The following is a 23118-nucleotide window of genomic DNA, read 5'->3' on the forward strand; positions in this document are numbered from 1 at the left end:
CCTGCAGTGCTGCGCTTTTGTAGCCTGGGCAGCGGCAGCTCCGGCAACGGCACGGTGGTCGAAGCCGGTAGCAGATCGGCCACGCGGCGCCTGCTGGTCGATTGCGGCTTTGGGCCGCGCCAGCTTGCAAAGCGGCTCGCGCATGCGGGTCTGGCCTGCGAAGACCTTGACGCCATCTTCATCACCCACGAGCATTCCGACCATGTCGGCTGCGCCATCGCCCTGGCACAGCAGCACGCTATTCCTCTGTGGATGAGCCAGGGCACCTACGCCGCCATAGGCAGTCCGCCGCTGGGGGCACTACTGCACCTGGCGCAGGACGGAGACACCATCGACCTGGACCTTTTCGAGGTCCGCCCCTTCACGGTGCCGCACGACGCCCGTGAGCCGCTGCAATTGCGCTGCAGCGATGGCGTGAACCATCTGGGGCTGGCGACCGATCTTGGGCATGCCCCGGCGCATGTGCTGGCACAGCTGGCAGGGTGCCACGCACTGTTGCTCGAAGCCAATCATGACCCGGAGATGCTGGCGCAGTCGAGCTACCCGGATTTTCTCAAGCGCCGTGTTGGGGGTGACTGGGGCCATCTGTCAAACACGGCTGCGGCGGCTATGCTGACAGCTCTCGCGCATCCGGGCCTCAAGCATGTCGTGGCGGCCCACCTCAGCGAACGCAACAACCGGCCTGACACCGTGCGTGAACTCTTCGCCCAAGCCTTGGGTTGGGGCGCAGACGCGATCGTGATTGCGCAGCAGCGCACGGGAACAGACTGGATATGCGTCGGCTGACCCGCAGACGCCTTCACCAACAAAAAAGCCCTGTCCATAGGCGCAGGGCTCGGTATGCATCGCCTGCGGAATCCCGCAGGCATCGCCAGCAATTTACTTGGCGGCAGAGGCAGCAGTGGAGGCAGCCTTGTCGGCGGCTTCCTTGGCTGCATCGGCGGCAGGTGCAGCAGACGATTCGCCGGCAGCAGGCGCAGCATCGGAAGCAGGTGCAGCAGCAGGAGCAGCAGGTTCAGCAGGCGCTGCGGCAGGTGCAGGTGCTTCAACCGGTGCAGGTGCGGGTGCAGGAGCCGGCTCTTCCTTCTTGCCACAAGCGGCCAGGGCAGCAGCAGCGATCAGCGAAGCGATGATGAAAGACTTGTTCATTAGGATTCTCCTCAGGGGACAGTTATAGACAAAGTTGCCAAAACGTCCAGCCTCTTGCAGCCCGGCTACGCTTTGGTAGAGTTTTTTGCGATAGCGCAATATTTGACTCTCGCAGAATTATAAAGAGTGTTTGTCAATTGTGGTTTTTACTTATTGACACACACTAGAAATCGCAGACATCGGCTATCACACCATTTGCATCGCAAGATACATCCGCGGTCGCATGGGCCGTCAACGAAGCGGCCTCATGCGCGGTTGACACCACAGAAAAATATTTCTCCAGAGCTTGAAAGCAGGCCCCCCACCCGTGCGCAGGCGCATGAATGGCAGCCGAGAGACTTACAGCCCCAGGGTGCTGGCAGAAAATCCTGGGCTGCTTTTCGTCTGTATCCACTCACGCAGCAATTCGTAGCCGGCCACCCGCCTGCCTGGCTCGGCCCCTGCAACACCTACGGATCGCACCGGATCCAGCCGGTGCATCACCCATGCAGGCGACCACAGCATGCTCGGCAAATCGAGCGCATCGGCATTCGGGCTGACGCGGCACTGGATGATGTGGTCCCAGGTAGAGCGCCAGCGCACAAAACGCGGGTGGCGGCGCACCACCTCGTCATAATTCTTGGCCAGCATGGTGAGCTGGCGTCCGCTGCGCGCCCAGGCATCGAGCGAGGCGATCACGGCGCGTTCCCCCAGCGGCCAGTCGAAAAAGCTGGCGTCGCTCAGGATGATTTCACGCCAGCCGGCCTGCCCAGCATGCGCAAGGGCATCGCGCACCAATTGTGCGAATGCGTTACAGCCTTCGAAGCGGCCTTCGAGCAAAGCGCCTGGCGCGGCTGAATCGGAAACTTCCATCGTCAGTTCTCCGTGACATGCAGCCAGCCCGCATCGCCCCAGGACGCCAGCAGGGCCATGGCGTCGGCACTGGCCTTTCGCAGTTCTCGCGTGCCAAGACAGCGGTCATTCGCCAGTTTGCGTACCAAGGCCGCGTCCCTGCCGCTGGCGCGGTAGCTCTCGCCATTGATGAACACATGCTGGCTGTCAAACAACATGCGCGTGCGCCGGTCGAGCACGACACCCCGCTCCAGCCCCGTGCACTGGCCCGGGTCGAACCATACATGAGGTTTGGGCTCGGTCAACACCTCGCCTAGGGCGCGCTCAAGCGCGAGCGGCTCAGCGAGCGCGCGCTCTAGAGCGTCGCGGGCAAACGCGGTCAGCGTGGCAGGTATTTCCGCCGGCGCCTGGACGGCGGGCTGCTGCGCATCGCGGTACAGCACCCGGCGGAGGTCATCAACGCCATCTTCGTCGGCAAGACGTGGGAGTAGCTCCCGCGCCAACTCCCTGCGCTCGGGCACCCGAAAGCCCACGGAATAGGTCATGCACTGGCCTTGCGCAATACCATCGTGCGCCCAGCCAGGTGGCAGGTACAGCATGTCGCCTGGGTCCAGCACATAGTCCTGCTCCGGCTGAAAGTCTGCCAGGATTTTCATCGGCACATCGTCCCGCATCCGCAGGTCTTTTTGACGACCAATGCGCCAGCGCCGCTGGCCGTGCGCCTGCAGCAAAAACACATCGTAGCTGTCGAAATGCGGGCCTACACCGCCGCCGTCGGTCGCGAAACTGATCATCAGGTCGTCAAGCCGCGCGTCCGGTATGAAACGAAAGCGGCTCATCAGCGTGTGGATGGCATCGTCGTGCAAATCGACCCCTTGCACCAGCAGCGTCCAATTGGGCCGCGAGAGCGGCGGTAGCGAGCGGCGCGGCACTGGCCCCTTGCGCAAGGACCAACTGCCATTCACATTCTGGGCGAGCCGTGACTCCACGCCCTCCTGGCCTGCCAGCTCAAACAACCGCGACCGCAGCACGGGAGGTGCAAAATCAGGGATGGCCTGGCGCACCAGCAAGGGCGTTTTCTGCCAGTGACGGCGCATGAACTGCTGCGCAGTCAGACCGCCAAGCAAGACAAGAGGAAGGTCGGTTTGCATGCAATCCCAGTGCAGCCGGCAGCAAATTGGCCGGGATGCGAGAATTCTCCTATGGAAATTACAGAACAATGTGTCGTCGCCCTCACCTGGGTCTTAAAAGATACTTTGGGGGAGGAACTCGACGTACTGGATGAGCCCGTGGAATTCCTTGTCGGTGGCAGCGATCTGCTGGCACGGATAGAAGAAGCGCTACAGGGCCACAGCGCAGGCGCGGCGCTCGACCTGCATCTGGAGCCGGAGGAAGCCTTTGGCGAATTCGATGAGGAGCTTCTTTTTCTGGAGCCTCTCGACCTCTTCCCGGAAGGGACCGAGGAGGGCATGAGCTTCGAAGGGTCGGCCTTGCCAGAGGGTGTCAGCAGCGAAGCGCCCCGCGATGGGTTCTATACCGTCTCACAAATCTACCCTGAGCATATCGTGCTCGACGGCAACCACCCATTGGCCGGCATTGCCCTGCGACTGCACCTCGAAGTGAAGTCGGTTCGACCGGCAACCGACGAAGAGATCGAGCGAAAAAGTGCAGGGACGGGCTTTTTTCGGGTACAGCCACAAGCCCCTGGCAGCAATAGCGTGCACTGAGGCACGGCGCAAAGCTTGGTACCGAGGTCAGTACCGGGAAATCTGGCCGTTGACCACACGCACCCGGTCTCCCACGCGCAAGTCACCGGGCGAGCTGACATCGTAGTCGCGCTGGCCGCCCTGATCCAGGCTGATGACGATGCGATAGCCACTGGGGCCTGCGTTGTTATTGCGCGCTTCAATGGCGTTGCCCGCCAACGCGCCGCCAATCACCCCTACACCCGTGGCGGCGGCGCGTCCACTGCCGCCGCCAATCTGGTGGCCGAGCACACCGCCCACGACCGCACCCAACACGGCGCCCGCACCCGATGTCTGGCCGGAACGCTGCTCCTGCAGTGCATAGACATTGACCACGCGCCCGTATTCGGTACCGCGCGCAGGGGCGGCATAGGCTCCCTGCTGGTAGCCCCCTTGTTGGTAGCCCCTGTCCGCATAGTGCTGGCGCGGTGCGGCGCATGCCGTCAAACCGGCGGTGAGGATGGCCGTTGCCGTCAAAAGGCCTACGCGTTGAAAGCGCAAAACATTCATAGTGTTCTCCTGAAATTGCTGGACACTTGTGCCACAGGGAGCAAAGCGTGTGTGATGGCCCTATTAGAGGGGTAGTGGTCGGACAAAGTTGCAAGAATTGGTGTCTGCAACGAGTCGGCGGCTGGGCACCCCGTGCGTAGTCGCAGGACTACGAGGCCCAATGGGCGCAATCGCATCAATCCTTGCCAGTAGACCCGTAGCCACCCGCGCCCCGCAAGCTCGGCGCAAACGTATCGACCACCGTAAATTGCGCTTGCACCACCGGCACCACCACGAGTTGCGCAAGCCGGTCCATGGGAGCGATCGTGAAGCTCACCGGACTGCGGTTCCAGGCGCTGACCATCAACTCGCCCTGGTAGTCGCTGTCGATCAGGCCTACCAGGTTGCCCAGCACGATGCCATGCTTGTGCCCCAGGCCCGAGCGCGGCAGGATCAGGGCGGCGAAGCCCGCATCCGCCAGGTGAATGGCCAGCCCGGTGCGCACCAGTTCGCACGCTCCAGGAGCGAGCGTGAGCGGCGCGTCCAGGCAAGCCCGCAAATCCAGGCCGGCACTTCCCGGGGTGGCGTACGCCGGCAGACAACCGGCCATGCGTGCGTCGAGCACCTTGATATCAATGTTCATTTGTCTCTGATGGCTTTGCTTTTTTGCTGCGCCAGCGCCTGCAACTGCCGTTGCAACTCTGGAAGCGATGGGAGGGGTGACTGCAGGCCCGCTTTGCGCAAGGCTCCAAGGGCCTGCCTCCAGCGCCCCACCACCCACCACGCAAGCCCGGCCATTGCGAGCGCCAGAACAGGGCCCAGGCCGGCTTGATTGCGCCCGAACAGTTGCAGCAGCACCAGCAGGACCACCCCGACAAGCAGCAAGCCCAATACGGTCGCAAGCGTCGGCTTTGTCGGCGACAGCGCGTCCGGTTTCTCCGGGCTGGCGGCGACCGCTTGGGGCCGCCGCCTTGCTTCGCCCGCGTGCGGCACACGCCCCGGTTCCTCTGGCAATGGCACGATGTGGGCGGCGGTGAGGCGCTCTACATAGCGTGCGAAATCGCCATCCTTGGGCGCATCCCATTCTGGCTTCAGCCCCGTGGCACCGGAAAACGGGTTCATGGCTTGGCTCCGTCAGGGTGCCGCACGGCAATCTGCTCGATCAGTTGCTGCGCCAGCACACGCTTGCTGGCGCGCGGCAGTTCGCTGTGGCCCTGCGCATCCACCAAAAGCAGGGCGTTGTCGTCCTGCCCGAAGGTGGCCGGGCCGATGTTGCCGACCAGCAGCGGCACGCCCTTGCGTGCGCGTTTGGCGGTAGCGTGCACCAGCAGGTCGTGGCTTTCGGCTGCAAAGCCCACGCAGTACAGCGCACCGCTGTGGGCACGTTCCGACTGCGCCACAGTGGCCAGAATGTCGGGGTTTTCGGCAAAGGCGAGCGTGGGCGCAGTGCCGCTGCCGTCTTTCTTGACCTTTTCTTGCGATGCACTGGCAGGTCGCCAGTCGGCCACCGCAGCCGTTGCTATAAAAATAGTAGCTTCCTGCGCAAGCGGAATCACCGCGTCGTACATATTTTGTGCAGAAACCACATTGATTCGGCGCACGCCGCGCGGCGTCGGTAGCGCCACCGGGCCGGCGACCAGGGTCACCTCGGCACCCGCCTCGCGGGCAGCGCGGGCGATGGCAAAACCCATCTTGCCGCTCGAATGGTTAGTGATGCCACGCACCGGGTCGATGGCTTCAAAGGTGGGGCCGGCGGTGACGAGTACCTTTTGTCCGGCCAGCCGCTTGGGCTGAAAGAATGCCACCACTTCTTCGAGCAGATCCTGGGGTTCGAGCATGCGCCCGTCGCCGGTTTCGCCGCAGGCTTGGTCGCCGTAGCCCACGCCCAGTACCACGGCGCCGTCCTGCTGCACCTGCACGAGGTTGCGTTGCGTGGCGGGGTGCGCCCACATCTCGCGGTTCATGGCAGGGGCAAGCAGCAGCGGCACCCGCTCCACGGGCCGCGCCAGGCACATCAGTGCCAGCAGATCGTCTGCCGCCCCGTGCGCCAACTTGACCACGAAATCTGCACTACAGGGCGCGACGACGATGGCGTCGGCCTCGCGGCTGAGGTTGATGTGCGGCATGTTGTTGTCCGCCCGCGCGTCCCACTGCGAGGTGAAAACCGGCCGATTGCTCAGTGCCTGCATGGTAACGGGCGTCATGAACTGCTCGGCCGCCTGCGTCATCACCACTTGCACGCTGGCGCCGGCTTTGACGAGGGCGCGGCAAAACTCGGCCGCCTTGTAACAGGCGATGCCACCAGTGAGCCCAAGGACGATGTGTTTGCCAGCCAGATCGGTCATGGCGGCAATGTAGCAGAGGGTCTGGCGGCGCCAGCGGCGCGAGGCCCAGTGCCTATAATTGCAATTTCCCACCACCTTCATTGACATGACCAAATTTGTCTTCGTCACCGGCGGTGTGGTGTCTTCCCTGGGCAAGGGAATCGCCTCAGCCTCCCTTGCCGCGATCCTCGAATCGCGGGGCCTCAAAGTCACTCTCATCAAGCTCGACCCGTACATCAACGTGGATCCGGGCACCATGTCACCGTTCCAGCACGGTGAAGTCTTCGTCACCGACGACGGGGCGGAGACCGACCTCGACCTGGGCCACTACGAGCGTTTCATTGAAACGCGGATGAAGAAGACCAACAACTTCACCACCGGCCGCATCTACCAGAGCGTGTTGGAGAAAGAACGCCGTGGCGACTACCTCGGCAAGACGGTGCAGGTCATCCCGCACGTCACCAACGAAATCCAGGAATACATCAAGCGCGGCGCTGGCGTAGGCACGCCCGACGCCGTGGACGTGGCCATCGTCGAGATCGGCGGCACCGTGGGCGACATCGAGTCGCTCCCCTTCCTTGAAGCCGTGCGCCAGCTCAGCCTGAAGCTCGGCCCGAACAACGCGGCATTTGTGCACCTGACCTACGTGCCCTTCATCGCAGCAGCGGGCGAACTCAAGACCAAGCCGACCCAGCACACGGTGCAGGAGCTGCGCAAGATCGGCATCCAGCCCGACGCCCTGCTGTGCCGCGCCGACCGCGCCATTCCCGACGAAGAGCGCGCCAAGATCTCGCTGTTCACCAATGTGCCCGAATGGGGTGTGATCAGCATGTGGGACGTGGACACCATCTACAAGGTGCCGCGCATGCTGCATGAGCAGGGGCTGGACGGCCTGATCTGCGACAAGCTGCGCCTGAACACCCCGCCCACCAGCCTCAAGCGCTGGGACGCGCTGGTGCACGAAACCGAGCACCCGCAGGGCGAAGTCACCATCGCCATGGTGGGCAAGTATGTGGACCTGTCCGACAGCTACAAGTCGGTCAACGAGGCGCTGCGCCACGCCGGCATGCAGAACCATGTGCGCGTGAAGATCGAGTACCTCGATTCCGAGACGCTGACCCCGGCCGAGGTGGAGAACCTGGGGCGCTTTGACGGCATCCTGGTGCCCGGAGGCTTTGGCCAGCGCGGCGTGGAAGGCAAGATCAGCACGGCACAGTACGCCCGCGAGCACAAGCTCCCCTACCTGGGCATCTGCCTGGGCATGCAAGTGGCCACCATCGAATACGCGCGCCACGTGGCAGGCCTGACAGGCGCCAACAGCACCGAGTTCGACCCGGCCACGCCGCACCCCGTGATCGCCCTCATCAACGAGTGGCAGGACAAGGACGGCAGCATCCAGAAACGTGACGCAGCGTCCGATCTGGGCGGCACCATGCGCCTGGGCGCACAAAGCTCCGACGTCGCGCCCGGCACGCTGGCGCACGAAATCTATGGCGATGTGGTCACCGAGCGCCACCGCCACCGCTACGAGGCCAACAAGCATTACCTGGACCGCCTGCGAGCTGCCGGCCTGGTGATCTCGGCGTTGACCCAGCGCGAGCACCTGACGGAAATCGTCGAGCTGCCGCGCAGCGTGCACCCCTGGTTTGTGGGGGTGCAGTTCCACCCCGAATTCAAGTCGACGCCCTGGGCCGGCCACCCGCTGTTCAACGCCTTCATCCGCGCTGCCATTGCGCACCACGGCGAAACGGCCGCATCCGCTGCGCCCACCCCCGAGGAGACCACGGCATGAAGTTGTGCGGTTTTGACGTCGGCCTGAATCGGCCCTTTTTCCTGATTGCCGGGCCCTGCGTGATCGAGTCGGCCCAGCTGCAAATGGACGTAGCCGGCCAGCTCAAGGAGATCACCTCAGCCCTGGGCATTCCCTTCATCTTCAAGAGCAGCTTCGACAAGGCCAACCGCTCGTCTGGCACCAGCTTTCGCGGCCCAGGGCGCGAGAAGGGCCTGGAGATTCTCGGCCGCATCCGCAGCGAGCTTGGCGTACCGGTGCTGACCGACGTGCACAGCGAAGACGACATCCGCGAGGCGGCGGCCGTGGTCGATGTGCTGCAGACCCCGGCGTTTCTGTGCCGCCAGACCGATTTCATCCGCGCCGTCGCCCAGTCGGGCAAGCCGGTGAACATCAAAAAAGGCCAGTTCCTCGCGCCACACGACATGAAGAACGTGATCGACAAGGCGCGCGCCGCCGCCAAAGAGGCGGGATTGAGCGAAGACAACTTCATGGCCTGCGAGCGCGGCGCCAGCTTCGGCTACAACAACCTGGTGAGCGACATGCGCAGCCTGGCGATCATGCGCGAGACTGGCGCACCCGTAGTGTTCGACGCCACGCACAGCGTGCAACTGCCGGGCGGCAACGGCACCAGCAGCGGCGGTCAGCGCGAGATGGTGCCGGTGCTGGCGCGCGCTGCCGTGGCCGTGGGCGTGGCGGGCCTGTTCATGGAAACCCACCCGGACCCGGCCAATGCCCTCTCCGACGGCCCCAACGCCGTGCCGCTCAAGCACATGCGCGCGCTGCTGGAGACGCTGCTGGCGCTGGACGCCGTCACGAAGAAGAACGGTTTTCTCGAAAACAACTTTGGAGCCTGAGCATGGCCAGTGGATACATCATTGCCTCGGTCGAAGTCACCCACCCCGAGCAGTACGAAGAATACAAAAAATGGAGCAGTGAAGCCATGCGGGTGCACGGCGCCGAAGTCTGCATCCGCGGCGGCAAGGTGGACGTGCTGGAAGGCGACTGGACCCCAGGGCGTACCGTGGTCCTCAAGTTCCCCAGCTTTGATGCCGCACGCGCCTTCCACGATTCGCCCGAGTACCGCAAGGCCCGCGCCGCGCGTGAAGGCGCTGCCATCATGCGCATGGTCTGCGTGGAAGGCGTGTGATTCGCTCTGAATAGAATAGCTGCCTGCGCATATCCAATAAGCGCTGGAAGCCAATTTTGCTTGAATTTTGCGCGCTGGCGCGCACACCCCGGATTGAAACCCTGCAAGGAACCCCATGAGTGCCATTGTTGACATCGTAGGCCGTGAAATTCTCGACAGCCGCGGCAACCCCACCGTCGAATGCGACGTGCTGCTCGAATCGGGCGTGATGGGCCGTGCGGCCGTACCGTCCGGCGCCTCCACCGGCTCGCGCGAAGCGATTGAGCTGCGCGATGGCGACAAGAGCCGCTATGCTGGCAAGGGCGTGCTCAAGGCCGTCGAACACATCAACACCGAAATCTCCGAAGCCGTGCTCGGCCTGGATGCTTCCGAGCAGGCCTTCCTCGACAAGACCCTGATCGACCTCGACGGCACCGACAACAAGAGCCGTCTGGGCGCCAATGCCATTCTGGCTGTCTCGATGGCTGTGGCCCGCGCTGCGGCCGAAGAATCGGGCCTGCCGCTGTACCGGTATTTGGGCGGCATGGGCGGCATGCAATTGCCAGTGCCGATGATGAACGTGATCAACGGCGGCGCACACGCCAACAACACGCTCGACATCCAGGAATTCATGATCATCCCGGTGGGCGCGCCGAGCTTTCGCGAAGCGCTGCGCTGGGGCGCCGAGGTATTCCACGCGCTCAAGAAGATCATCAACGACAAAGGCATGAGCACGGCCGTGGGCGACGAAGGCGGCTTTGCCCCCAGCGTGGCCAACCACGAAGCGGCGATTGAACTGATCCTGCAAGCCATCGATGCCGCCGGGTACACCGCAGGCGAGCAGATTGCGCTTGGCCTCGATTGCGCCGCCAGCGAGTTTTTCAAGGATGGCCAGTACCACCTGGCCGGCGAAGGCCTGGCACTGAGCGCGCAGGCCTGGACCGACATGCTGGCCACTTGGGTCGACAAATACCCCATCATCAGCATTGAAGACGCCATGGCCGAGGGCGACTGGGACGGCTGGAAGATCCTGTCGGACCGCCTGGGCAAGAACGTGCAGTTGGTGGGCGACGATCTGTTCGTCACCAACACCAAGATCCTGCAGGAAGGCATCGACAAGGGCATTGCCAACTCGATCCTCATCAAGATCAACCAGATCGGCACGTTGACCGAGACGTTTGCCGCCATCGAGATGGCCAAGCGCGCGGGCTACACCGCCGTGATCAGCCACCGCTCGGGCGAGACCGAAGACAGCACCATTGCCGACATCGCCGTGGGCACCAACGCCGGGCAGATCAAGACCGGCAGCCTGAGCCGCTCGGACCGCATGGCCAAGTACAACCAACTGCTGCGCATCGAGGAAGACCTGGGCGACATCGCCCACTACCCAGGCCGCCGCGCGTTCTACAACCTGCGCTAATCCACACCTGGGCCGCGAAGCTTCCCGCCATGGGCTCACGCATCGTCACCGTGGTGCTGCTTGTATTGCTGGCCTCGCTTCAGGGCCAGCTGTGGTTAGGACGCGGCAGCGTGCCGCGCGTGGCCAGCATGCAGCAGCAACTGCGCTCGCAGCAGGACGCCAACGAGGCAGCGGCCGAGTCCAACCAGCGGCTGGCCTCCGAGGTGCAAGACCTGCGCGAGGGCCTGGACATGGTGGAAGAAAAGGCGCGCAGCGAATTGGGCATGGTCAAGCCCAACGAGATCTTCGTACAGTACCTGCCATAACCCGCCCGCAGCCAGGTCCAACCAGCAGGTGGTGCGCGCCAACCCGCGCACGTGAAACTTTCACGGAGCCGTCACAGCGCTGACATGGACGCTGCCTAAATTGTGTTTCAAGGTAACTCTGGAACACACGATGACCACTGCCTCCACCAGCGCCCGTATCGCGGCGCGTTCTGTCCATCGCAACATGTCGGTGGGCCTGGCCGAAACCCCGCGCGAAATTCTGGAAGCGCAAAAGCTGCGCTACAGCGTGTTCGCAGGCGAGCTCGGCGCCCGGCTGCGCACCCGCATGCCGCAGGTTGACCAGGACATCTTCGACCCCTATTGCGAGCACCTGGTGGTGCGCGACGAAAATACCGGAGCGGTGGTCGGCACCTACCGCATCCTGTCGCCGGAGCAGGCCGTCAAGATTGGCGGCTACTACTCGGAAGGCGAGTTTGATCTCACACGTCTGCAGCACCTGCGTCCGCGGATGGTGGAAATCGGGCGGTCTTGTGTGCACGCCGATTACCGCAGCGGCGCCACCATCACCCTGCTGTGGGCAGGCCTGGCACGCTACATGCTGCAGCGCCGCTACGACTACCTGATAGGCTGCGCCAGCATGAGCATGGCAGATGGTGGGCATGCCGCTGCCAGCGCCTACCGAGGGCTGCACGAGCACATGAGCCCGCTGGAATACCGAGTGTTTCCCCGTTGCCGGCTACCGCTGGAGGCATTGGACCAGGACTTGCCCGCCACACTGCCGCCGCTCATCAAGGGCTATCTGCGCGCCGGTGCCTGGGTGTGTGGAGACCCCGCCTGGGACCCTGATTTCAACACCGCCGACCTGCCCCTCCTGATGCCGATCGCGCGCCTGGACAGCCGCTACGCCAAACACTTCCTGGGATGAACCCGCCAATCCGCGTGAACGAGACGCCCGCGCCGCGCGCGCTACAGGTGCTGCGCTGCATGCGGCTGGGCCTGCACCTGTTGTGGGGAGCGGCCACCATTGCCAGCGTTTACCCACTTGCCAGCACCTCGGTGCGTCTGCAACTCAAGCGCCGTTGGTCGCGCCAGTTGCTGCGCATGCTGGGCATACGGCTGGACGTGTGCTGGAACAACGCGCCAGCAGGCAGTCTGGTGGTGGCCAACCATGTGTCGTGGCTGGACATCTATGCCCTCAATGCCACGCATGCGATGGCCTTCGTGGCCAAGGCGGACGTGCGCGCCTGGCCCTTGGTGGGCTGGCTTGCGGCGCGTACGGACACTGTTTTCCTGCGACGCGGCCTGCGCGCCGACGCGCGCGACGCCAACGCCCGTATTGCGGCCCTGCTGCAAGCCGGCCAGGACGTAGCCGTGTTTCCAGAAGGCACCACCACCGATGGCAGCACGCTGCTGGACTTTCATGCCGCCCTGCTGCAGCCGGCAATCGCCACCGGTCGCCCCATCCAACCCGTCGCCATCACGTACCACGACCGCCACGGCCGGCGCAGTGGCGCGGCCGCGTATGCGGGGGATACGAGCCTGCGTGAGTGCCTGGCGGCGATCCTCGCCTGCCGCAGCCTTGTCGTTCGCGTCAGAGCGGCGCCGCCGCTGCCCACCCAATCTGGGCACCGGCGCGTGCTGGCGCTGGCCGCGCGCCAAGCCGTGGCGGCACACATGGCGCTTTCGCCCCACCCGCAACCGAACCCACCGCACCGGATGCCCGCTGGGGAGCACCCTCTCCAAGCCGACGTCGCGACCACCTGAGTCGCCTGCGTTCCTGCGTTGCTTACTGTGCACCCTTGGGCGGGGGAGGCTGGAAGACACTGGGGGCAGCAAAAATTTGGGCGGCATCCACCGCGTCGAAGCGGTACTGCTGGCCGCAGTATTCGCAGCCCACTTCGATCTGCCCTTGCTCGGCCAGGATGCTTTCGGCCTCTTCTCGCCCCAGGGTTTCCAGCATGCGACCCACGCGCTCGCGGCTGCAGGTGCAGGCAAAGCGCGGGCCCAGCGCACCCTGCTGCGGCGCAAAGCGCGCCAGGTTTTCCTGCCAGAACAGGCGACGCAGCACGGTATCCACATCCAGCGCCAGCAGCTCCTCGCGCGTCAGGCTGGCGGCCAGCGTGGCGATGCGGTTGTATTCCTCATCAGCACCTTGCCCCACCGATTCGCCCTGGCTACCGCCCAGGTTGGCAACGCCTTGCATCGGCATGCGCTGGATCAGCAGGCCTGCCGCCACCTGGTCGTCGGCCGCCAGCACCAGCATGGCTTCGAGCTGCTCCGACTGGCGCATGTAATGCGCCAGCACTTCACTCATACTGGAAAGCGGCCGCTCCTGTGCGTCTACCAGCGGCACCACACCCTGGTAGGGTTGCTGGCCCGGTAGCTTGTCTTTCGGGTCAAGCGTGATCGCGCAGCGCCCGCCGCCGGCGACGTTGACCATCTCCGCCAACCGTGCCCCTTCCGGCACCTCGCCCGTAAGAGCCGCCGTGGCGCGCAATGCCAGGTCAGACTGCACCTCCGCCACGGCCAGGCGCAGCGGCCCGTCGCCAAAAATCTGCAGCACCAGCGTGCCGTTGAATTTGATGGACGACTGCATCAACACGCCCGCCGCTGCCATCTCGCCAAGCAATTCGCGCACGGGCACCGGGTAGGCGCCGCTCGTGGTGTTGGCGGCACGGCGCGCCAACATCTCGCGCCAGGCACCGTCCAAGCGCACGATGGCGCCGCGTACCGGTATGCCTTCAAAAATAAATTTGTGCAGTTCAGACACGTGCACGTTCCCTTAATCTTGGTCGATACGGCGCAGGCCGCCGCGAAAACGCCGGGCGTTCTCCACGTAATGCTGCGCGCTGGCACGCAGTCCGTCCATCTGCTCGGGTGTGAGCTGGCGCACCACGCGCGCCGGGCTGCCGATGATCATCGAGCCATCGGGGAATTCCTTGCCTTCGGTGACCAAGGCGCCGGCACCGACCAGACAGTTCTTGCCAATCTTCGCGCCATTGAGCACCACGGCGCCAATGCCGATCAGGCTCTCGTCGCCAATGGTGCAGCCGTGCAGCATCACCTTGTGGCCCACGGTAACGCGCTCGCCAATGACCAGCGGCTGGCCGAAATCGGCGTGCAGCACGCTCGCATCCTGCACGTTGGAGCCAGCACCAATGGTGATGGATTCGGTGTCGCCGCGCACCACCGTGCCAAACCACACACTTGTGTCGTCGTGCAGCACCACGGCACCCATCACCTGCGCGCTGTCGGCCACCCAGGCGCTGGGAGCGATCTGCGGAGCTTTGTCGTCCAATGCATACAGGGCCATATTCGTCCTTAAGTTCAGTGTTTCCCAACGCAAGGCGGGGACTTTCTACAATTGTAGGGATGGAACTCCGACACCGCGCCCTGCAGGTGCTTTGCCTCGCCGATGTAGACCAGAAGGTGGCGGAAACACTCGAACTGCATACCCAAGCAGCTTCGCTTTCAATAGCGGAAGCGGAAGCGGCACCACCCGAACCCGTCGATTTGCCTGGCCGGCCTGATCGGCCCGAGTTGCTTGCCCACAGCGCAGTGGCACGCCGCTCGCCTGCCACACCCGGGGGCCGGGCCGTACTGCTGCACGCCATCGCACATATCGAGTTCAACGCCATCAACCTGGCGCTGGATGCCATCTGGCGTTTCTCGGACATGCCGCGCGCCTACTACCTCGATTGGCTCAAAGTTGCCGGAGAAGAAGCACGGCATTTCAGCCTGCTGCGCGAGCACCTGCGCACGCTGGGCCACGACTACGGCGATTTTCCGGCCCACCAAGGCCTGTGGACCATGTGCGAAAAAACGGCCCACGATGCCATCGCACGCATGGCCCTGGTACCGCGCACGCTGGAGGCGCGCGGCCTGGACGCCACACCGCTGATTCAGCGCAAACTCCGCCAGACGGGTGCGGCCGACGCCCTGGCCGCCGCCAATATTCTGGACACCATCCTGCGCGAGGAGATCGGCCATGTGGCCATTGGTAATTTTTGGTATCGGTGGCTGTGCGAGCGCGCACAACTCGATCCACAGGTGCACTATGCACATTTGGCAGAGCGCTACGCGGCGCCGCGCCCCAGGCCGCCGCTGAATACCGAGGCCCGGCGGCGCGCCGGATTCACCGAATCCGAGTTGGCCTGGCTTGCGTATGGAGATACAGAGCCAAGTAGGGACGATGCTTTCTAGAATGGTGCCCAACGCGCTGCTGCATGCCCACACGGGCCCGCCAGCCTGATGTTGTAGTTTTATGACCCAATCCGATGTCCAGTTCTGATTCGCTTGACCCCCTCAGCCCGCCGCCAACGCCCCAGCCGTCGGTGGCCATGATTGCGCGCCAGGCGATTGTCAATTCCCAGCAGGCCGTCATAGGCTATGAGCTGTTCAACCGTTCGCGCACCGGGCCCGGACACACGGCAGCCACTGACGTTGCGCTGGTGTTCAGCGCCCTCTCGCATGCCGGCACCGAAGACCTGGTGGGCAAGAAGCTGCTTTTCGTGAACTGCACGCACGAAAGCCTGGCAGGAGGTCACCTGGAGCTGATCGACCCGGACAAGGTGGTGCTGGAGATTCCACCACTCGGCCACGTGGCTACCGACGAGGTCGGCACCCGGCTGCCCATGCTCGCTGTATTACGTGAGCGCGGCTTCCATTTGGCCTTCAACCACACTGTGCTGCAGTCCGCCTACGCGGCCTGGCTTCCCCTGGCGGACTACATCAAGCTCGACCTCTCGGTGCTGGCGCCAGACCAGTTGGCGGTGCTCATCAGCTACGCCGGGCGGCACTCACAGGCCGAGCTGGTGGCAGAGAAAGTGGAAACAGCGCAGCAGTACGACATGGCGTCGAGCCATGGCATTGCCCTGTTCCAGGGCTACTGGTTTGCCCGGCCTTCGCTGGTGCAGGCACGGCTGGTCACGCCCTCACAGACAGCGATCCTGGAATTGATAAGCCTGGTACGCAAGCAGGCCAGCACAGACGCCATTGAAGAAGTCCTCAAAAAGGACGCTGGGCTGGCCTTCAACCTCATGCGCCTCATCAACTCTTCTGGCTTTGGCATGACGCGCGAGATCACCTCGTTCCGCCAGGCGGTGATGCTGATGGGCCTCAAAAAGCTCTTTCGCTGGGCCGCGCTGCTGCTCACCCTCTCGCGCAACGGCGGGCCACCCCCTTCGGTGGGCAGCACTGCCGTGGTACGTGGGCGGCTGATGGAGCTGCTGGCACTGGAGATTTTCGACCAGGAACTGGCCGACGAAGCTTTCGTCGCCGGCATCTTCTCGCTGCTCGACACCATGCTGGGCATGCCCATGGAATCGGCGCTGCAGCTCATCACCGTGCCCGAACCGGTCTCGGCTGCGCTCTTGCGGCGCGAAGGCCCGCTGGGCAAGCTGCTCCTGCTGGCGCAGGCCTGCGAGAGCAGTGACGACGGGGCATTCGACCACGCAGCGCACGCGCTGGGTCTCTCCAGCTCGCAGATCAACGGCGCGCACCTGCAGGCCCTGGCTTGGGCCGACCAGGTAGAAGACTGAGAAAAGGGCGGCCTCGCGCCTAGAATCGCTGGGAACACGCATCCCGCGCACGCCTTTTTCCCCTCTTCCTTATCGCCCATGTCCCAGCCACCAGACAATGCCCCAGAAGACGCTACAGCCTCCCCGGAAGCGGTAGCCGCCAGCGATATGGCGGTGATCGCCCGCCAGGCCATCGTTGACGCCAAGCGCGTGGTTGTGGGCTACGAACTGTTTGACCGCTCGACCGCGCACGACGCCCACACGGCTGCCAGCGATGCAGCCCTGCTGTTCAACGCGCTGTCCTACGGCGGCGCCGAAGCGCTGGTGGGCAAGCTCACGGTGTTCATCAACTGCACCCACGAGAGCCTCGCAGGGGGCCACCTGGAACTGGTCCACCCCGACAAGGTCGTACTGGAAGTGCCGACCTTGCCCGAGGGTGCGACACCAGAAGCCATCGATGCCTGCATCGGCACCTTCGAAGGCCTCAAGACACGCGGCTTCAAACTGGCCTTTGACCAGCAGGTGCTGCGCCGGCCGTACGCGGGCTGGCTGCCCATGGCCTCGTACATCAAGTTCGACATGTCGGCTTTCAAGCCCGAACTGGCGGCCCCGCTGGTGCAGTTCGCGCGCAACTACAGCCAGGCCGAACTCGTTGCCGAAAAGGTCGAGACGGCCGAGCAGTTTCAGCGCATGTCCGACCTGGGCGTAAAGCTGTTCCAGGGCTACTGGTTTGCCAAGCCGTCGATGGTGCAGGCCAAGACAGTCCGGCCCTCGCAGGCCATCATCATCCAGCTCATCAACCTGGTGCGGCGCCAGGCCAGCAGCGCGGAGATTGAAGATCTGCTCAAAAAAGACCCGACGCTCTCCTTCAACCTGCTGCGCTTCATCAACTCGTCGGGGTTCGGCCTGCAATGCGAGATCACCTCGTTCCGCCATGCGGTGATGATCCTGGGGCTCAAGAAGCTGTTCCGCTGGGCAGCGCTCTTGCTCACCACTTCGCGCGCCGGCGGCTCGCCACCGGCCGTGGGCACCATGGCCGTGGTGCGCGGGCGGCTGATGGAACTGCTCGCCCAGGAACTGCTGCCACAGGAAGAGTGCGACAACGCCTTCGTGGTCGGCGTTTTTTCCATGCTCGACACCATGCTGGGCATGCCGCTGGAGAGCGCGCTCGGCTCGGTGGCTTTGCCGGAATCCGTGGTCGACGCACTGCTGCACGACCGCGGGGTGTTTGCACCCTTCCTGGCTCTCACCAAGGCCTGCGAAAGTGGCGACGAAGCCGCATTTGCCTACAACGCCGGGCAACTGCAGCTCTCGAACCACCAGGTCAACTGGGCGCACCTTCAGGCCCTTGCCTGGGCCGAGAGTCTGGGCGAGTAAGCCCCAGACACCCTAAAGCAAGCTATCCGCGCGGATGGTGGCGCGCGTGCAGCTCGCGCAGGCGCTCGCGCGCCACGTGCGTGTAAATGGTGGTCGTCGAAATATCGGCATGGCCGAGCAGCAGCTGCACCACGCGCAGATCGGCGCCATGGTTGAGCAGATGGGTGGCAAACGCATGGCGCAAGGTGTGTGGCGAGAGCGGCGCTGTAATGCCCGCGCGCAGCGCATGCTCGCGCACGATGCCCCAGAAGCGCACGCGCGTCATGCCGCTGCCGCGCGCGGTCACAAACAAATCCTCGCTCTGCCGGCCCGCCAAAATGAGCGCACGCGCCTCGCCCAGGTAGCGCGTGAGCCAGGCGCCGGCCTCTTCGCCAAACGGCACCAGCCGCTCCTTGTTCCCTTTGCCCAGCACGCGCAGCACGCCGGCGCCCAGGTCCAGGTTCCAGGTCTTGAGCTGTACCAGCTCAGAGACGCGCAGGCCGCTGGCGTACATCAGTTCCAACATGCTGCGCTCGCGCAGGCCGAGCGGCGTGCGCACATCGGGAGCCGCGAGCAGTGCCTCGACCTGGCCCTGCGAGAGCGTCTTGGGCACGCGCAGTGGCTGGCGGGCTGCCTGCAGGCGCACGCTGGGGTCGGCGGTGATGCGGCGCTCGCGCAGCGCCCAGTGAAAGTAGCGCCGCAGCACGGTGAGGCGCCGGTTGGCGGTGGTGGCGCGCGTGCCCTGGTGGCGCGCGGAAAACCAGGCCTGGATGTGGTACTCGGCCGCTGCGTCCAACGCCAGGGGCGGCTGCTGCGCCGCCAGCCACGCGGCGAAGTGCCGCAGGTCGCTGCGGTAGGCGGCCAGCGTGTTGCGCGACAGGCCGTCTTCGAGCCACAAGGCATCGGCGAACTGGTCGATGGCCGTCTGGCTGGTTTCAAAAAAGGGCATGCGAAACGATAGCAGAGCGATGCGCTCGGTGACACGGGGCGACACGGGGCGACACGGGGCGACACGGGACATGGCAGCGCAACCAGGCCAGCGCAGGTATTCTGCACGCCGTGGTGTACGCGCAAATTCTGTTTCCCGATTTTTCCCTCATCCTGCTGGGCTACCTGGTGTGCCGCTTCACCGCGCTCAACCGCTCGGTGTGGCAGCCGGTAGAAGCGCTGGTGTACTACCTGCTGTTTCCGGTGCTGCTGTTCCAGTCGATTGTGCGCAGCCCCATCGAACTGGGCGCCACCTCGGGGCTGATGGCCGCTGGCTTGCTCAGCGGCGTCTCTGGCATCGCGCTGGCCTATGGCCTGCCCTGTCTGCCCGGACTGCGCAGTCGCATCGAACCACGTGCGCATGCCGGCGCAGCGCAGGTGGCGTTTCGCTTCAACTCGTTCATTGGCCTTGCCATGGCGCAGCGACTGGCGGGCGCTCCCGGCCTGCAACTGATCGCCGTGCTGATCGGTATTTCAGTGCCGCTCTTCAACGTGGCGGCCGTCTGGCCCATGGCGCGGAAGGGGGAACACCACTTTGCCCGCGAGCTGCTGCAAAACCCTTTGATTCTGGCGACCACCGCCGGCCTGACCGCGAACCTGGCGGGACTGCACATTCCGGATATTTTGGTGCCCAGCGTCTCGCGTATCGGGGCCGCTGCCATCGCGCTGGGGTTGATGGCGGCTGGCGCAGGGCTCGAATTCGGCTCGCTCCGGCGCGACGGGGTGCTGACGGTGTCGGTGCTCTCCATTCGCCACCTGCTGCAGCCGCTGATGGCCTGGCTGGCTGCGCGCCTGCTGGGACTGGACGCCTTGCAAACCACGGTGCTGCTGATTTTCTCGGCTCTGCCCACCTCATCAAGCTGCTACGTGCTGGCCGCCCGCATGGGCTACAACGGACCGTATGTGGCGGGGCTGGTGACGCTCTCCACCCTGCTGGGACCGGCCAGCCTGTCGCTGGCACTGGGGGTTCTGGGGCCCACCTTGAAACTATGATTTTGGTAGCTGCAAGCGCTTTAGGGATAAGCGCTAGAGGCCTATTTCATTCAATATTTTCGTTTTCCAGTGCCCAGGCGACATGCTCGCGCACCAGCGCACTCTCGTGTGCAGCGCGGCTTTGCAGGGCGGCGCGCAGTTCGGGCGCGTGCGTCTTCGCCAGCGCATTGCCCAGCGCCACCGCGACGTTGCGCAGCCAGCGCTCGTGGCCAATGCGGCGGATCGGGCCGCCTTCGGTCATGCGCAGGAACGTTGCCTCGTCCCAGGCAAACAAATCCACCAGTTGCTGACCACTGAGGCCGGCACGCGCGTCAAAGTCTGCCAGGGGGCTGGTGCGCGCGTATTTGTTCCACGGGCAAATGAGCTGGCAGTCGTCGCAGCCGTAAATGCGGTTGCCTATCGGGCGGCGAAACTCGATCGGGATCGGCCCGGCGTTTTCAATCGTCAGGTACGAGATGCAGCGCCGCGCATCGAGCCGGTACGGCGCGACGATGGCCTGCGTCGGGCAGACGTCGATGCAGGCCTGGCAACTGCCGCAGTGCGCCGTCACCGGCGTGCTCTCCGGCAGTTCCATGTCGATGTAGATCTCGCCCAGGAAAGCCATCGACCCGGCCTCGCGGTTGAGCACCAGCGTGTGCTTGCCGCGCCAGCCCTGGCCACTGCGCGCGGCCAGCTCGGCTTCGAGCACCGGCGCCGAATCGGTGAAGACGCGGTAGCCCGTCGGCCCGACGGCCTCGGCAATGCGGTCGCAGAGCTTTTGCAGGCGCGCACGCAGCACCTTGTGGTAGTCGCGCCCTCGGGCATAGACCGAGACGGCGCCCTGCTCTGGGTCGGCCAGGCGCGCAAACTCGATGGCCTGCCAGCCAGCCGGCGTGTCACGCGGCAGGTAATCCATGCGCACGGTGATCACGCTCACCGTGCCCGGTACCAGTTCGGCCGGGCGCGCACGCTTCATGCCGTGCGCTTCCATGTAGTGCATGTCGCCGTGAAAGCCCTGCGCCAGCCAGCCCTGCAAACCCGGTTCGGCAGACGAAAGATCCACACCGGCCACGCCGATTTGGGAAAATCCCAACTCGCGCGCCCATTGCGTAATTTGAGGAATGAGTTGACTGCCGCTGACCACCATCGCCCGATTGTAGAAACGCCCCTTGCGCACAAGACCCGCTCACTGGTGTGGACGAACGAAGCCGACACTGAGGCGTTCGCGCAACAACTCGCCGCGCGGCCGGAAATTGCCAACGCCTTCATCAGCCTGCACGGCGACCTGGGCGCCGGCAAGACCACGCTGGTGCGCCATCTGCTGCGTGCGCTCGGGGTGCAGGGCCGCATCAAGAGTCCGACCTACGCGGTGGTGGAACCCCACGAGGCCGGGGCGCTGGCCATCTGGCACTTTGACTTCTACCGATTCAGCGACCCGCGCGAGTGGGAAGACGCGGGTTTTCGTGAGCTGTTTGCCAACCCCGGCCTAAAACTGGCAGAATGGCCGGAAAAGGCTGCAGGCCTGCTCCCGCCTGCGGATCTTGCTATCCACATTGAAGCAACGAACGACACCGAGCGCCGCGCCTCTTTGGCGGCAGGCACCGCGCTTGGCGAGCAACTGCTGCAAGGACTGCACCCATGAAGCCCACCATCCCCCCCGAGCCCCCCGCCCATGCGCCGCGCACGCTCGCCTCGCGGCGCGCGCTGCTGAAGGCTGGCAGCCTGGTGCTGCTGCTGAGCCGCCAGCAAATCGCGCGTGGCGCCACCATTCTGGCCGTCCGCATCTGGCCGGCACCCGAGTATTCGCGCGTCACGCTGGAATCCGACGGCCCGCTCAAGGCGCGCCAGTTCTTCGTCAGCACACCGCCCCGGCTTGCCGTGGACATCGAAGGCATCGACCTCAGCCCCGCGCTCCGGGAACTGGTGGCCAAGGTGCGCCGCGACGATCCCAACATTGCCGGCATTCGTGTCGGCCAGAACGCGCCGGGCGTGGTGCGACTGGTCGTTGATCTCAAACAGGCTGCCAGGCCACAGGTGTTTTCGCTACCACCCGTTGCCGCCTACGGCAACCGATTGGTGTTCGACCTGTACCCCGAGGTGCCGGTAGATCCGCTGGAAACCCTGATTGCCGAACGCCTGCAGGCCTCGCCCGGCAGTGCCGCCACATCGGCCCCAGGCGCAGCACCGCCAGAATCCACCCAGGCCCTGTCCGCTACCCCGCACGCCGACAAGGCAGCCGATCCGCTGGGCGAGCTCATTGCCCGCGCTGGTGGTACGCGTGAAGCGGCGGCGCCGGGCGCCCGACTGGACGTGCCGGACACACCCACCGCAGCGCCGGATCCCCTGTCCGGCAAGCGCCCGGCCGCACCGGCCAACCCATCCGCACCGGCTCTCGCCTTGGGGCGCAAGACCGACCGCCTCATCATCGTGGCGCTGGACCCCGGCCACGGCGGCGAAGACCCCGGCGCCACCGGCCCCCAGGGCACGCACGAGAAGGACGTGGTGCTCAAGGTCGCGCACCTGCTGCGCGAGCGCATCAACGCCACCACCGTCGGCGGCAACCCCATGCGCGCCTACATGACGCGCGACGCCGATTTCTTCGTGCCGCTGGGCATGCGGGTGCAAAAAGCGCAGCGCGTGCAAGCCGACCTGTTCGTCAGCATCCACGCCGACGCCTTCACCAACCCCGATGCCCGCGGCGCCAGCGTTTTTGCGCTCAGCCAAGGGGGCGCATCGAGTTCAGCCGCCCGCTGGCTGGCCAACAAGGAAAACCAGGCCGACCTGGTCGGCGGACTCAATGTGAGCGCCCAGGACCAGCATGTGCGCCGCGCCCTGATCGACATGAGCACGACGGCGCAGATCAACGACAGCCTGAAACTCGGCAGCGTCCTGCTGGGCGAGATCGGCCACCTGGGCAAGCTGCACAAAGGGAGCGTGGAACAAGCGGGATTCGCGGTGCTCAAGGCACCCGACATCCCCAGCGTGCTGGTGGAAACCGCCTTCATCAGCAACCCTGAAGAAGAAAACCGCCTGCGCAGCAGCGCCTACCAGGAACAGCTCGCCGATGCACTGATGCGCGGCATCACGCGCTACTTCGCCAAGAACCCGCCGCTTGCGCGCAGCCGCTCGGTTTGACACACTG

The 23118-nt window shown here is 64.7% G+C and carries 26 protein-coding genes; 15 read left to right on the forward strand and 11 right to left on the reverse strand.

Annotated elements, in window-relative coordinates:
* Positions 1-6: 6 nt before the first annotated feature.
* Positions 7-786, forward strand: coding sequence for an MBL fold metallo-hydrolase (locus D3F03_RS03945; protein WP_119108018.1), 780 nt, complete (start codon positions 7-9; stop codon positions 784-786).
* Positions 787-879: 93 nt separating this feature from the next.
* Here the strand turns inward: D3F03_RS03945 and D3F03_RS03950 are convergent, their stop codons facing one another.
* The 3 genes from D3F03_RS03950 to D3F03_RS03960 all read right to left on the reverse strand — a co-directional run bounded on the left by D3F03_RS03950 (position 880) and on the right by D3F03_RS03960 (position 3131).
* Complete coding sequence (locus D3F03_RS03950) at positions 880-1149, reverse strand: hypothetical protein (RefSeq protein ID WP_119108019.1); 270 nt, start codon at positions 1147-1149, stop codon at positions 880-882.
* Between the two features lie 339 nt (positions 1150-1488).
* Positions 1489-2001: a hypothetical protein gene (locus D3F03_RS03955; protein ID WP_119108020.1), complete on the reverse strand. Its 513-nt coding sequence runs from the start codon at positions 1999-2001 to the stop codon at positions 1489-1491.
* A 2-nt stretch (positions 2002-2003) separates the two neighbouring features.
* Positions 2004-3131: a JmjC domain-containing protein gene (locus D3F03_RS03960; RefSeq protein WP_119108021.1), complete on the reverse strand. Its 1128-nt coding sequence runs from the start codon at positions 3129-3131 to the stop codon at positions 2004-2006.
* 51 nt (positions 3132-3182) lie between these two features.
* Between D3F03_RS03960 and D3F03_RS03965 the strand changes: the two genes are divergently transcribed.
* Positions 3183-3707, forward strand: coding sequence for an FKBP-type peptidyl-prolyl cis-trans isomerase (locus D3F03_RS03965; protein WP_119108022.1), 525 nt, complete (start codon positions 3183-3185; stop codon positions 3705-3707).
* A 27-nt stretch (positions 3708-3734) separates the two neighbouring features.
* Here D3F03_RS03965 and D3F03_RS03970 read toward each other — a convergent pair whose 3' ends face one another.
* From D3F03_RS03970 to coaBC, 4 genes are all read right to left on the reverse strand, one after another.
* Positions 3735-4235, reverse strand: coding sequence for an outer membrane lipoprotein (locus D3F03_RS03970; RefSeq protein ID WP_119108023.1), 501 nt, complete (start codon positions 4233-4235; stop codon positions 3735-3737).
* 175 nt (positions 4236-4410) lie between these two features.
* Positions 4411-4857, reverse strand: a complete 447-nt coding sequence (gene dut / locus D3F03_RS03975) for a dUTP diphosphatase (protein WP_119108024.1) — start codon at positions 4855-4857, stop codon at positions 4411-4413.
* A complete protein-coding gene (locus D3F03_RS03980) occupies positions 4854-5336 on the reverse strand; it encodes a hypothetical protein (protein ID WP_119108025.1) in 483 nt (160 codons plus the stop codon). The genes dut and D3F03_RS03980 overlap by 4 nt, the downstream gene beginning before the upstream one ends.
* Complete coding sequence (coaBC, locus tag D3F03_RS03985) at positions 5333-6559, reverse strand: bifunctional phosphopantothenoylcysteine decarboxylase/phosphopantothenate--cysteine ligase CoaBC (RefSeq protein ID WP_119108561.1); 1227 nt, start codon at positions 6557-6559, stop codon at positions 5333-5335. The genes D3F03_RS03980 and coaBC overlap by 4 nt, the downstream gene beginning before the upstream one ends.
* 85 nt (positions 6560-6644) lie before the next feature.
* Between coaBC and D3F03_RS03990 the strand changes: the two genes are divergently transcribed.
* The 7 genes from D3F03_RS03990 (at position 6645) to D3F03_RS04020 (ending at position 12906) form a co-directional block, all read left to right on the forward strand.
* Positions 6645-8330 carry a CTP synthase gene (locus D3F03_RS03990; RefSeq protein WP_119108026.1) on the forward strand — a complete coding sequence of 562 codons (1686 nt, stop codon included), beginning with the start codon at positions 6645-6647 and terminating at the stop codon, positions 8328-8330.
* Positions 8327-9184 carry a 3-deoxy-8-phosphooctulonate synthase gene (gene kdsA / locus D3F03_RS03995; protein WP_119108027.1) on the forward strand — a complete coding sequence of 286 codons (858 nt, stop codon included), beginning with the start codon at positions 8327-8329 and terminating at the stop codon, positions 9182-9184. The genes D3F03_RS03990 and kdsA overlap by 4 nt, the downstream gene beginning before the upstream one ends.
* 2 nt (positions 9185-9186) lie before the next feature.
* A complete protein-coding gene (locus D3F03_RS04000; protein ID WP_119108028.1) occupies positions 9187-9477 on the forward strand; it encodes a DUF1330 domain-containing protein in 291 nt (96 codons plus the stop codon).
* A 115-nt stretch (positions 9478-9592) separates the two neighbouring features.
* On the forward strand, positions 9593-10876 hold the full coding sequence (gene eno, locus D3F03_RS04005; protein ID WP_119108029.1) for a phosphopyruvate hydratase: 1284 nt from the start codon (positions 9593-9595) through the stop codon (positions 10874-10876).
* A gap of 29 nt (positions 10877-10905) precedes the next feature.
* Positions 10906-11181 (forward strand): cell division protein FtsB, encoded by a 276-nt coding sequence (gene ftsB / locus D3F03_RS04010; RefSeq protein ID WP_119108030.1) that lies wholly within the window; start codon positions 10906-10908, stop codon positions 11179-11181.
* 130 nt (positions 11182-11311) lie between these two features.
* Positions 11312-12067: a GNAT family N-acetyltransferase gene (locus tag D3F03_RS04015; RefSeq protein WP_119108031.1), complete on the forward strand. Its 756-nt coding sequence runs from the start codon at positions 11312-11314 to the stop codon at positions 12065-12067.
* A complete protein-coding gene (locus tag D3F03_RS04020) occupies positions 12064-12906 on the forward strand; it encodes a lysophospholipid acyltransferase family protein (protein WP_119108032.1) in 843 nt (280 codons plus the stop codon). The genes D3F03_RS04015 and D3F03_RS04020 overlap by 4 nt, the downstream gene beginning before the upstream one ends.
* Before the next feature lie 22 nt (positions 12907-12928).
* Here D3F03_RS04020 and hslO read toward each other — a convergent pair whose 3' ends face one another.
* Together hslO and D3F03_RS04030 are read right to left on the reverse strand one after the other, a co-directional pair.
* Complete coding sequence (gene hslO / locus D3F03_RS04025) at positions 12929-13912, reverse strand: Hsp33 family molecular chaperone HslO (RefSeq protein WP_119108562.1); 984 nt, start codon at positions 13910-13912, stop codon at positions 12929-12931.
* Positions 13913-13924: 12 nt separating this feature from the next.
* Positions 13925-14455, reverse strand: coding sequence for a gamma carbonic anhydrase family protein (locus tag D3F03_RS04030; RefSeq protein WP_119108033.1), 531 nt, complete (start codon positions 14453-14455; stop codon positions 13925-13927).
* A 59-nt stretch (positions 14456-14514) separates the two neighbouring features.
* Here D3F03_RS04030 and D3F03_RS04035 point away from each other — a divergent pair, with 59 nt between their 5' ends.
* The 3 genes from D3F03_RS04035 (at position 14515) to D3F03_RS04045 (ending at position 18038) form a co-directional block, all read left to right on the forward strand.
* On the forward strand, positions 14515-15345 hold the full coding sequence (locus tag D3F03_RS04035; RefSeq protein ID WP_119108034.1) for a ferritin-like domain-containing protein: 831 nt from the start codon (positions 14515-14517) through the stop codon (positions 15343-15345).
* A 74-nt stretch (positions 15346-15419) separates the two neighbouring features.
* Positions 15420-16682 (forward strand): EAL and HDOD domain-containing protein, encoded by a 1263-nt coding sequence (locus D3F03_RS04040; RefSeq protein ID WP_119108035.1) that lies wholly within the window; start codon positions 15420-15422, stop codon positions 16680-16682.
* A gap of 78 nt (positions 16683-16760) precedes the next feature.
* Positions 16761-18038, forward strand: a complete 1278-nt coding sequence (locus tag D3F03_RS04045) for an EAL and HDOD domain-containing protein (protein WP_119108036.1) — start codon at positions 16761-16763, stop codon at positions 18036-18038.
* 22 nt (positions 18039-18060) lie between these two features.
* Here D3F03_RS04045 and xerD read toward each other — a convergent pair whose 3' ends face one another.
* Complete coding sequence (xerD, locus tag D3F03_RS04050) at positions 18061-18966, reverse strand: site-specific tyrosine recombinase XerD (RefSeq protein WP_119108037.1); 906 nt, start codon at positions 18964-18966, stop codon at positions 18061-18063.
* 98 nt (positions 18967-19064) lie between these two features.
* Between xerD and D3F03_RS04055 the strand changes: the two genes are divergently transcribed.
* Positions 19065-19997, forward strand: a complete 933-nt coding sequence (locus tag D3F03_RS04055) for an AEC family transporter (RefSeq protein WP_425453090.1) — start codon at positions 19065-19067, stop codon at positions 19995-19997.
* A gap of 46 nt (positions 19998-20043) precedes the next feature.
* On the opposite strand, the gene queG is transcribed toward D3F03_RS04055, so the two are convergent.
* The gene (gene queG, locus D3F03_RS04060; protein ID WP_119108563.1) at positions 20044-21090 is read right to left on the reverse strand and encodes a tRNA epoxyqueuosine(34) reductase QueG; all 1047 of its coding nucleotides are present in this window, start codon (positions 21088-21090) and stop codon (positions 20044-20046) included.
* 12 nt (positions 21091-21102) lie between these two features.
* On the opposite strand from queG, the gene tsaE reads away from it, so the two are divergent.
* Positions 21103-21618: a tRNA (adenosine(37)-N6)-threonylcarbamoyltransferase complex ATPase subunit type 1 TsaE gene (gene tsaE / locus D3F03_RS04065; RefSeq protein ID WP_119108039.1), complete on the forward strand. Its 516-nt coding sequence runs from the start codon at positions 21103-21105 to the stop codon at positions 21616-21618.
* The gene (locus tag D3F03_RS04070) at positions 21615-23111 is read left to right on the forward strand and encodes an N-acetylmuramoyl-L-alanine amidase (RefSeq protein ID WP_119108040.1); all 1497 of its coding nucleotides are present in this window, start codon (positions 21615-21617) and stop codon (positions 23109-23111) included. The genes tsaE and D3F03_RS04070 overlap by 4 nt, the downstream gene beginning before the upstream one ends.
* Positions 23112-23118 lie beyond the last annotated feature (7 nt).

It is taken from the genome of Simplicispira hankyongi (assembly GCF_003570885.1).
GTDB lineage: Bacteria > Pseudomonadota > Gammaproteobacteria > Burkholderiales > Burkholderiaceae_C > Simplicispira > Simplicispira hankyongi.

Coding starts and splice junctions, on each gene's coding strand:
- D3F03_RS03970 (WP_119108023.1), bottom strand. CDS start 4,235: ATGAATGTTTTGCGCTTTCAACGCGTAGGCCTTTTGACGGCAACGGCC.
- kdsA (WP_119108027.1), top strand. CDS start 8,327: ATGAAGTTGTGCGGTTTTGACGTCGGCCTGAATCGGCCCTTTTTCCTG.
- D3F03_RS04035 (WP_119108034.1), top strand. CDS start 14,515: ATGGAACTCCGACACCGCGCCCTGCAGGTGCTTTGCCTCGCCGATGTA.
- dut (WP_119108024.1), bottom strand. CDS start 4,857: ATGAACATTGATATCAAGGTGCTCGACGCACGCATGGCCGGTTGTCTG.
- D3F03_RS03965 (WP_119108022.1), top strand. CDS start 3,183: ATGGAAATTACAGAACAATGTGTCGTCGCCCTCACCTGGGTCTTAAAA.
- D3F03_RS04020 (WP_119108032.1), top strand. CDS start 12,064: ATGAACCCGCCAATCCGCGTGAACGAGACGCCCGCGCCGCGCGCGCTA.
- D3F03_RS04030 (WP_119108033.1), bottom strand. CDS start 14,455: ATGGCCCTGTATGCATTGGACGACAAAGCTCCGCAGATCGCTCCCAGC.
- D3F03_RS04045 (WP_119108036.1), top strand. CDS start 16,761: ATGTCCCAGCCACCAGACAATGCCCCAGAAGACGCTACAGCCTCCCCG.
- D3F03_RS03950 (WP_119108019.1), bottom strand. CDS start 1,149: ATGAACAAGTCTTTCATCATCGCTTCGCTGATCGCTGCTGCTGCCCTG.
- D3F03_RS04015 (WP_119108031.1), top strand. CDS start 11,312: ATGACCACTGCCTCCACCAGCGCCCGTATCGCGGCGCGTTCTGTCCAT.
- D3F03_RS04040 (WP_119108035.1), top strand. CDS start 15,420: ATGTCCAGTTCTGATTCGCTTGACCCCCTCAGCCCGCCGCCAACGCCC.
- ftsB (WP_119108030.1), top strand. CDS start 10,906: ATGGGCTCACGCATCGTCACCGTGGTGCTGCTTGTATTGCTGGCCTCG.
- D3F03_RS03980 (WP_119108025.1), bottom strand. CDS start 5,336: ATGAACCCGTTTTCCGGTGCCACGGGGCTGAAGCCAGAATGGGATGCG.
- D3F03_RS03990 (WP_119108026.1), top strand. CDS start 6,645: ATGACCAAATTTGTCTTCGTCACCGGCGGTGTGGTGTCTTCCCTGGGC.
- eno (WP_119108029.1), top strand. CDS start 9,593: ATGAGTGCCATTGTTGACATCGTAGGCCGTGAAATTCTCGACAGCCGC.
- D3F03_RS03955 (WP_119108020.1), bottom strand. CDS start 2,001: ATGGAAGTTTCCGATTCAGCCGCGCCAGGCGCTTTGCTCGAAGGCCGC.
- D3F03_RS03960 (WP_119108021.1), bottom strand. CDS start 3,131: ATGCAAACCGACCTTCCTCTTGTCTTGCTTGGCGGTCTGACTGCGCAG.
- D3F03_RS04070 (WP_119108040.1), top strand. CDS start 21,615: ATGAAGCCCACCATCCCCCCCGAGCCCCCCGCCCATGCGCCGCGCACG.
- D3F03_RS04000 (WP_119108028.1), top strand. CDS start 9,187: ATGGCCAGTGGATACATCATTGCCTCGGTCGAAGTCACCCACCCCGAG.
- coaBC (WP_119108561.1), bottom strand. CDS start 6,559: ATGACCGATCTGGCTGGCAAACACATCGTCCTTGGGCTCACTGGTGGC.
- xerD (WP_119108037.1), bottom strand. CDS start 18,966: ATGCCCTTTTTTGAAACCAGCCAGACGGCCATCGACCAGTTCGCCGAT.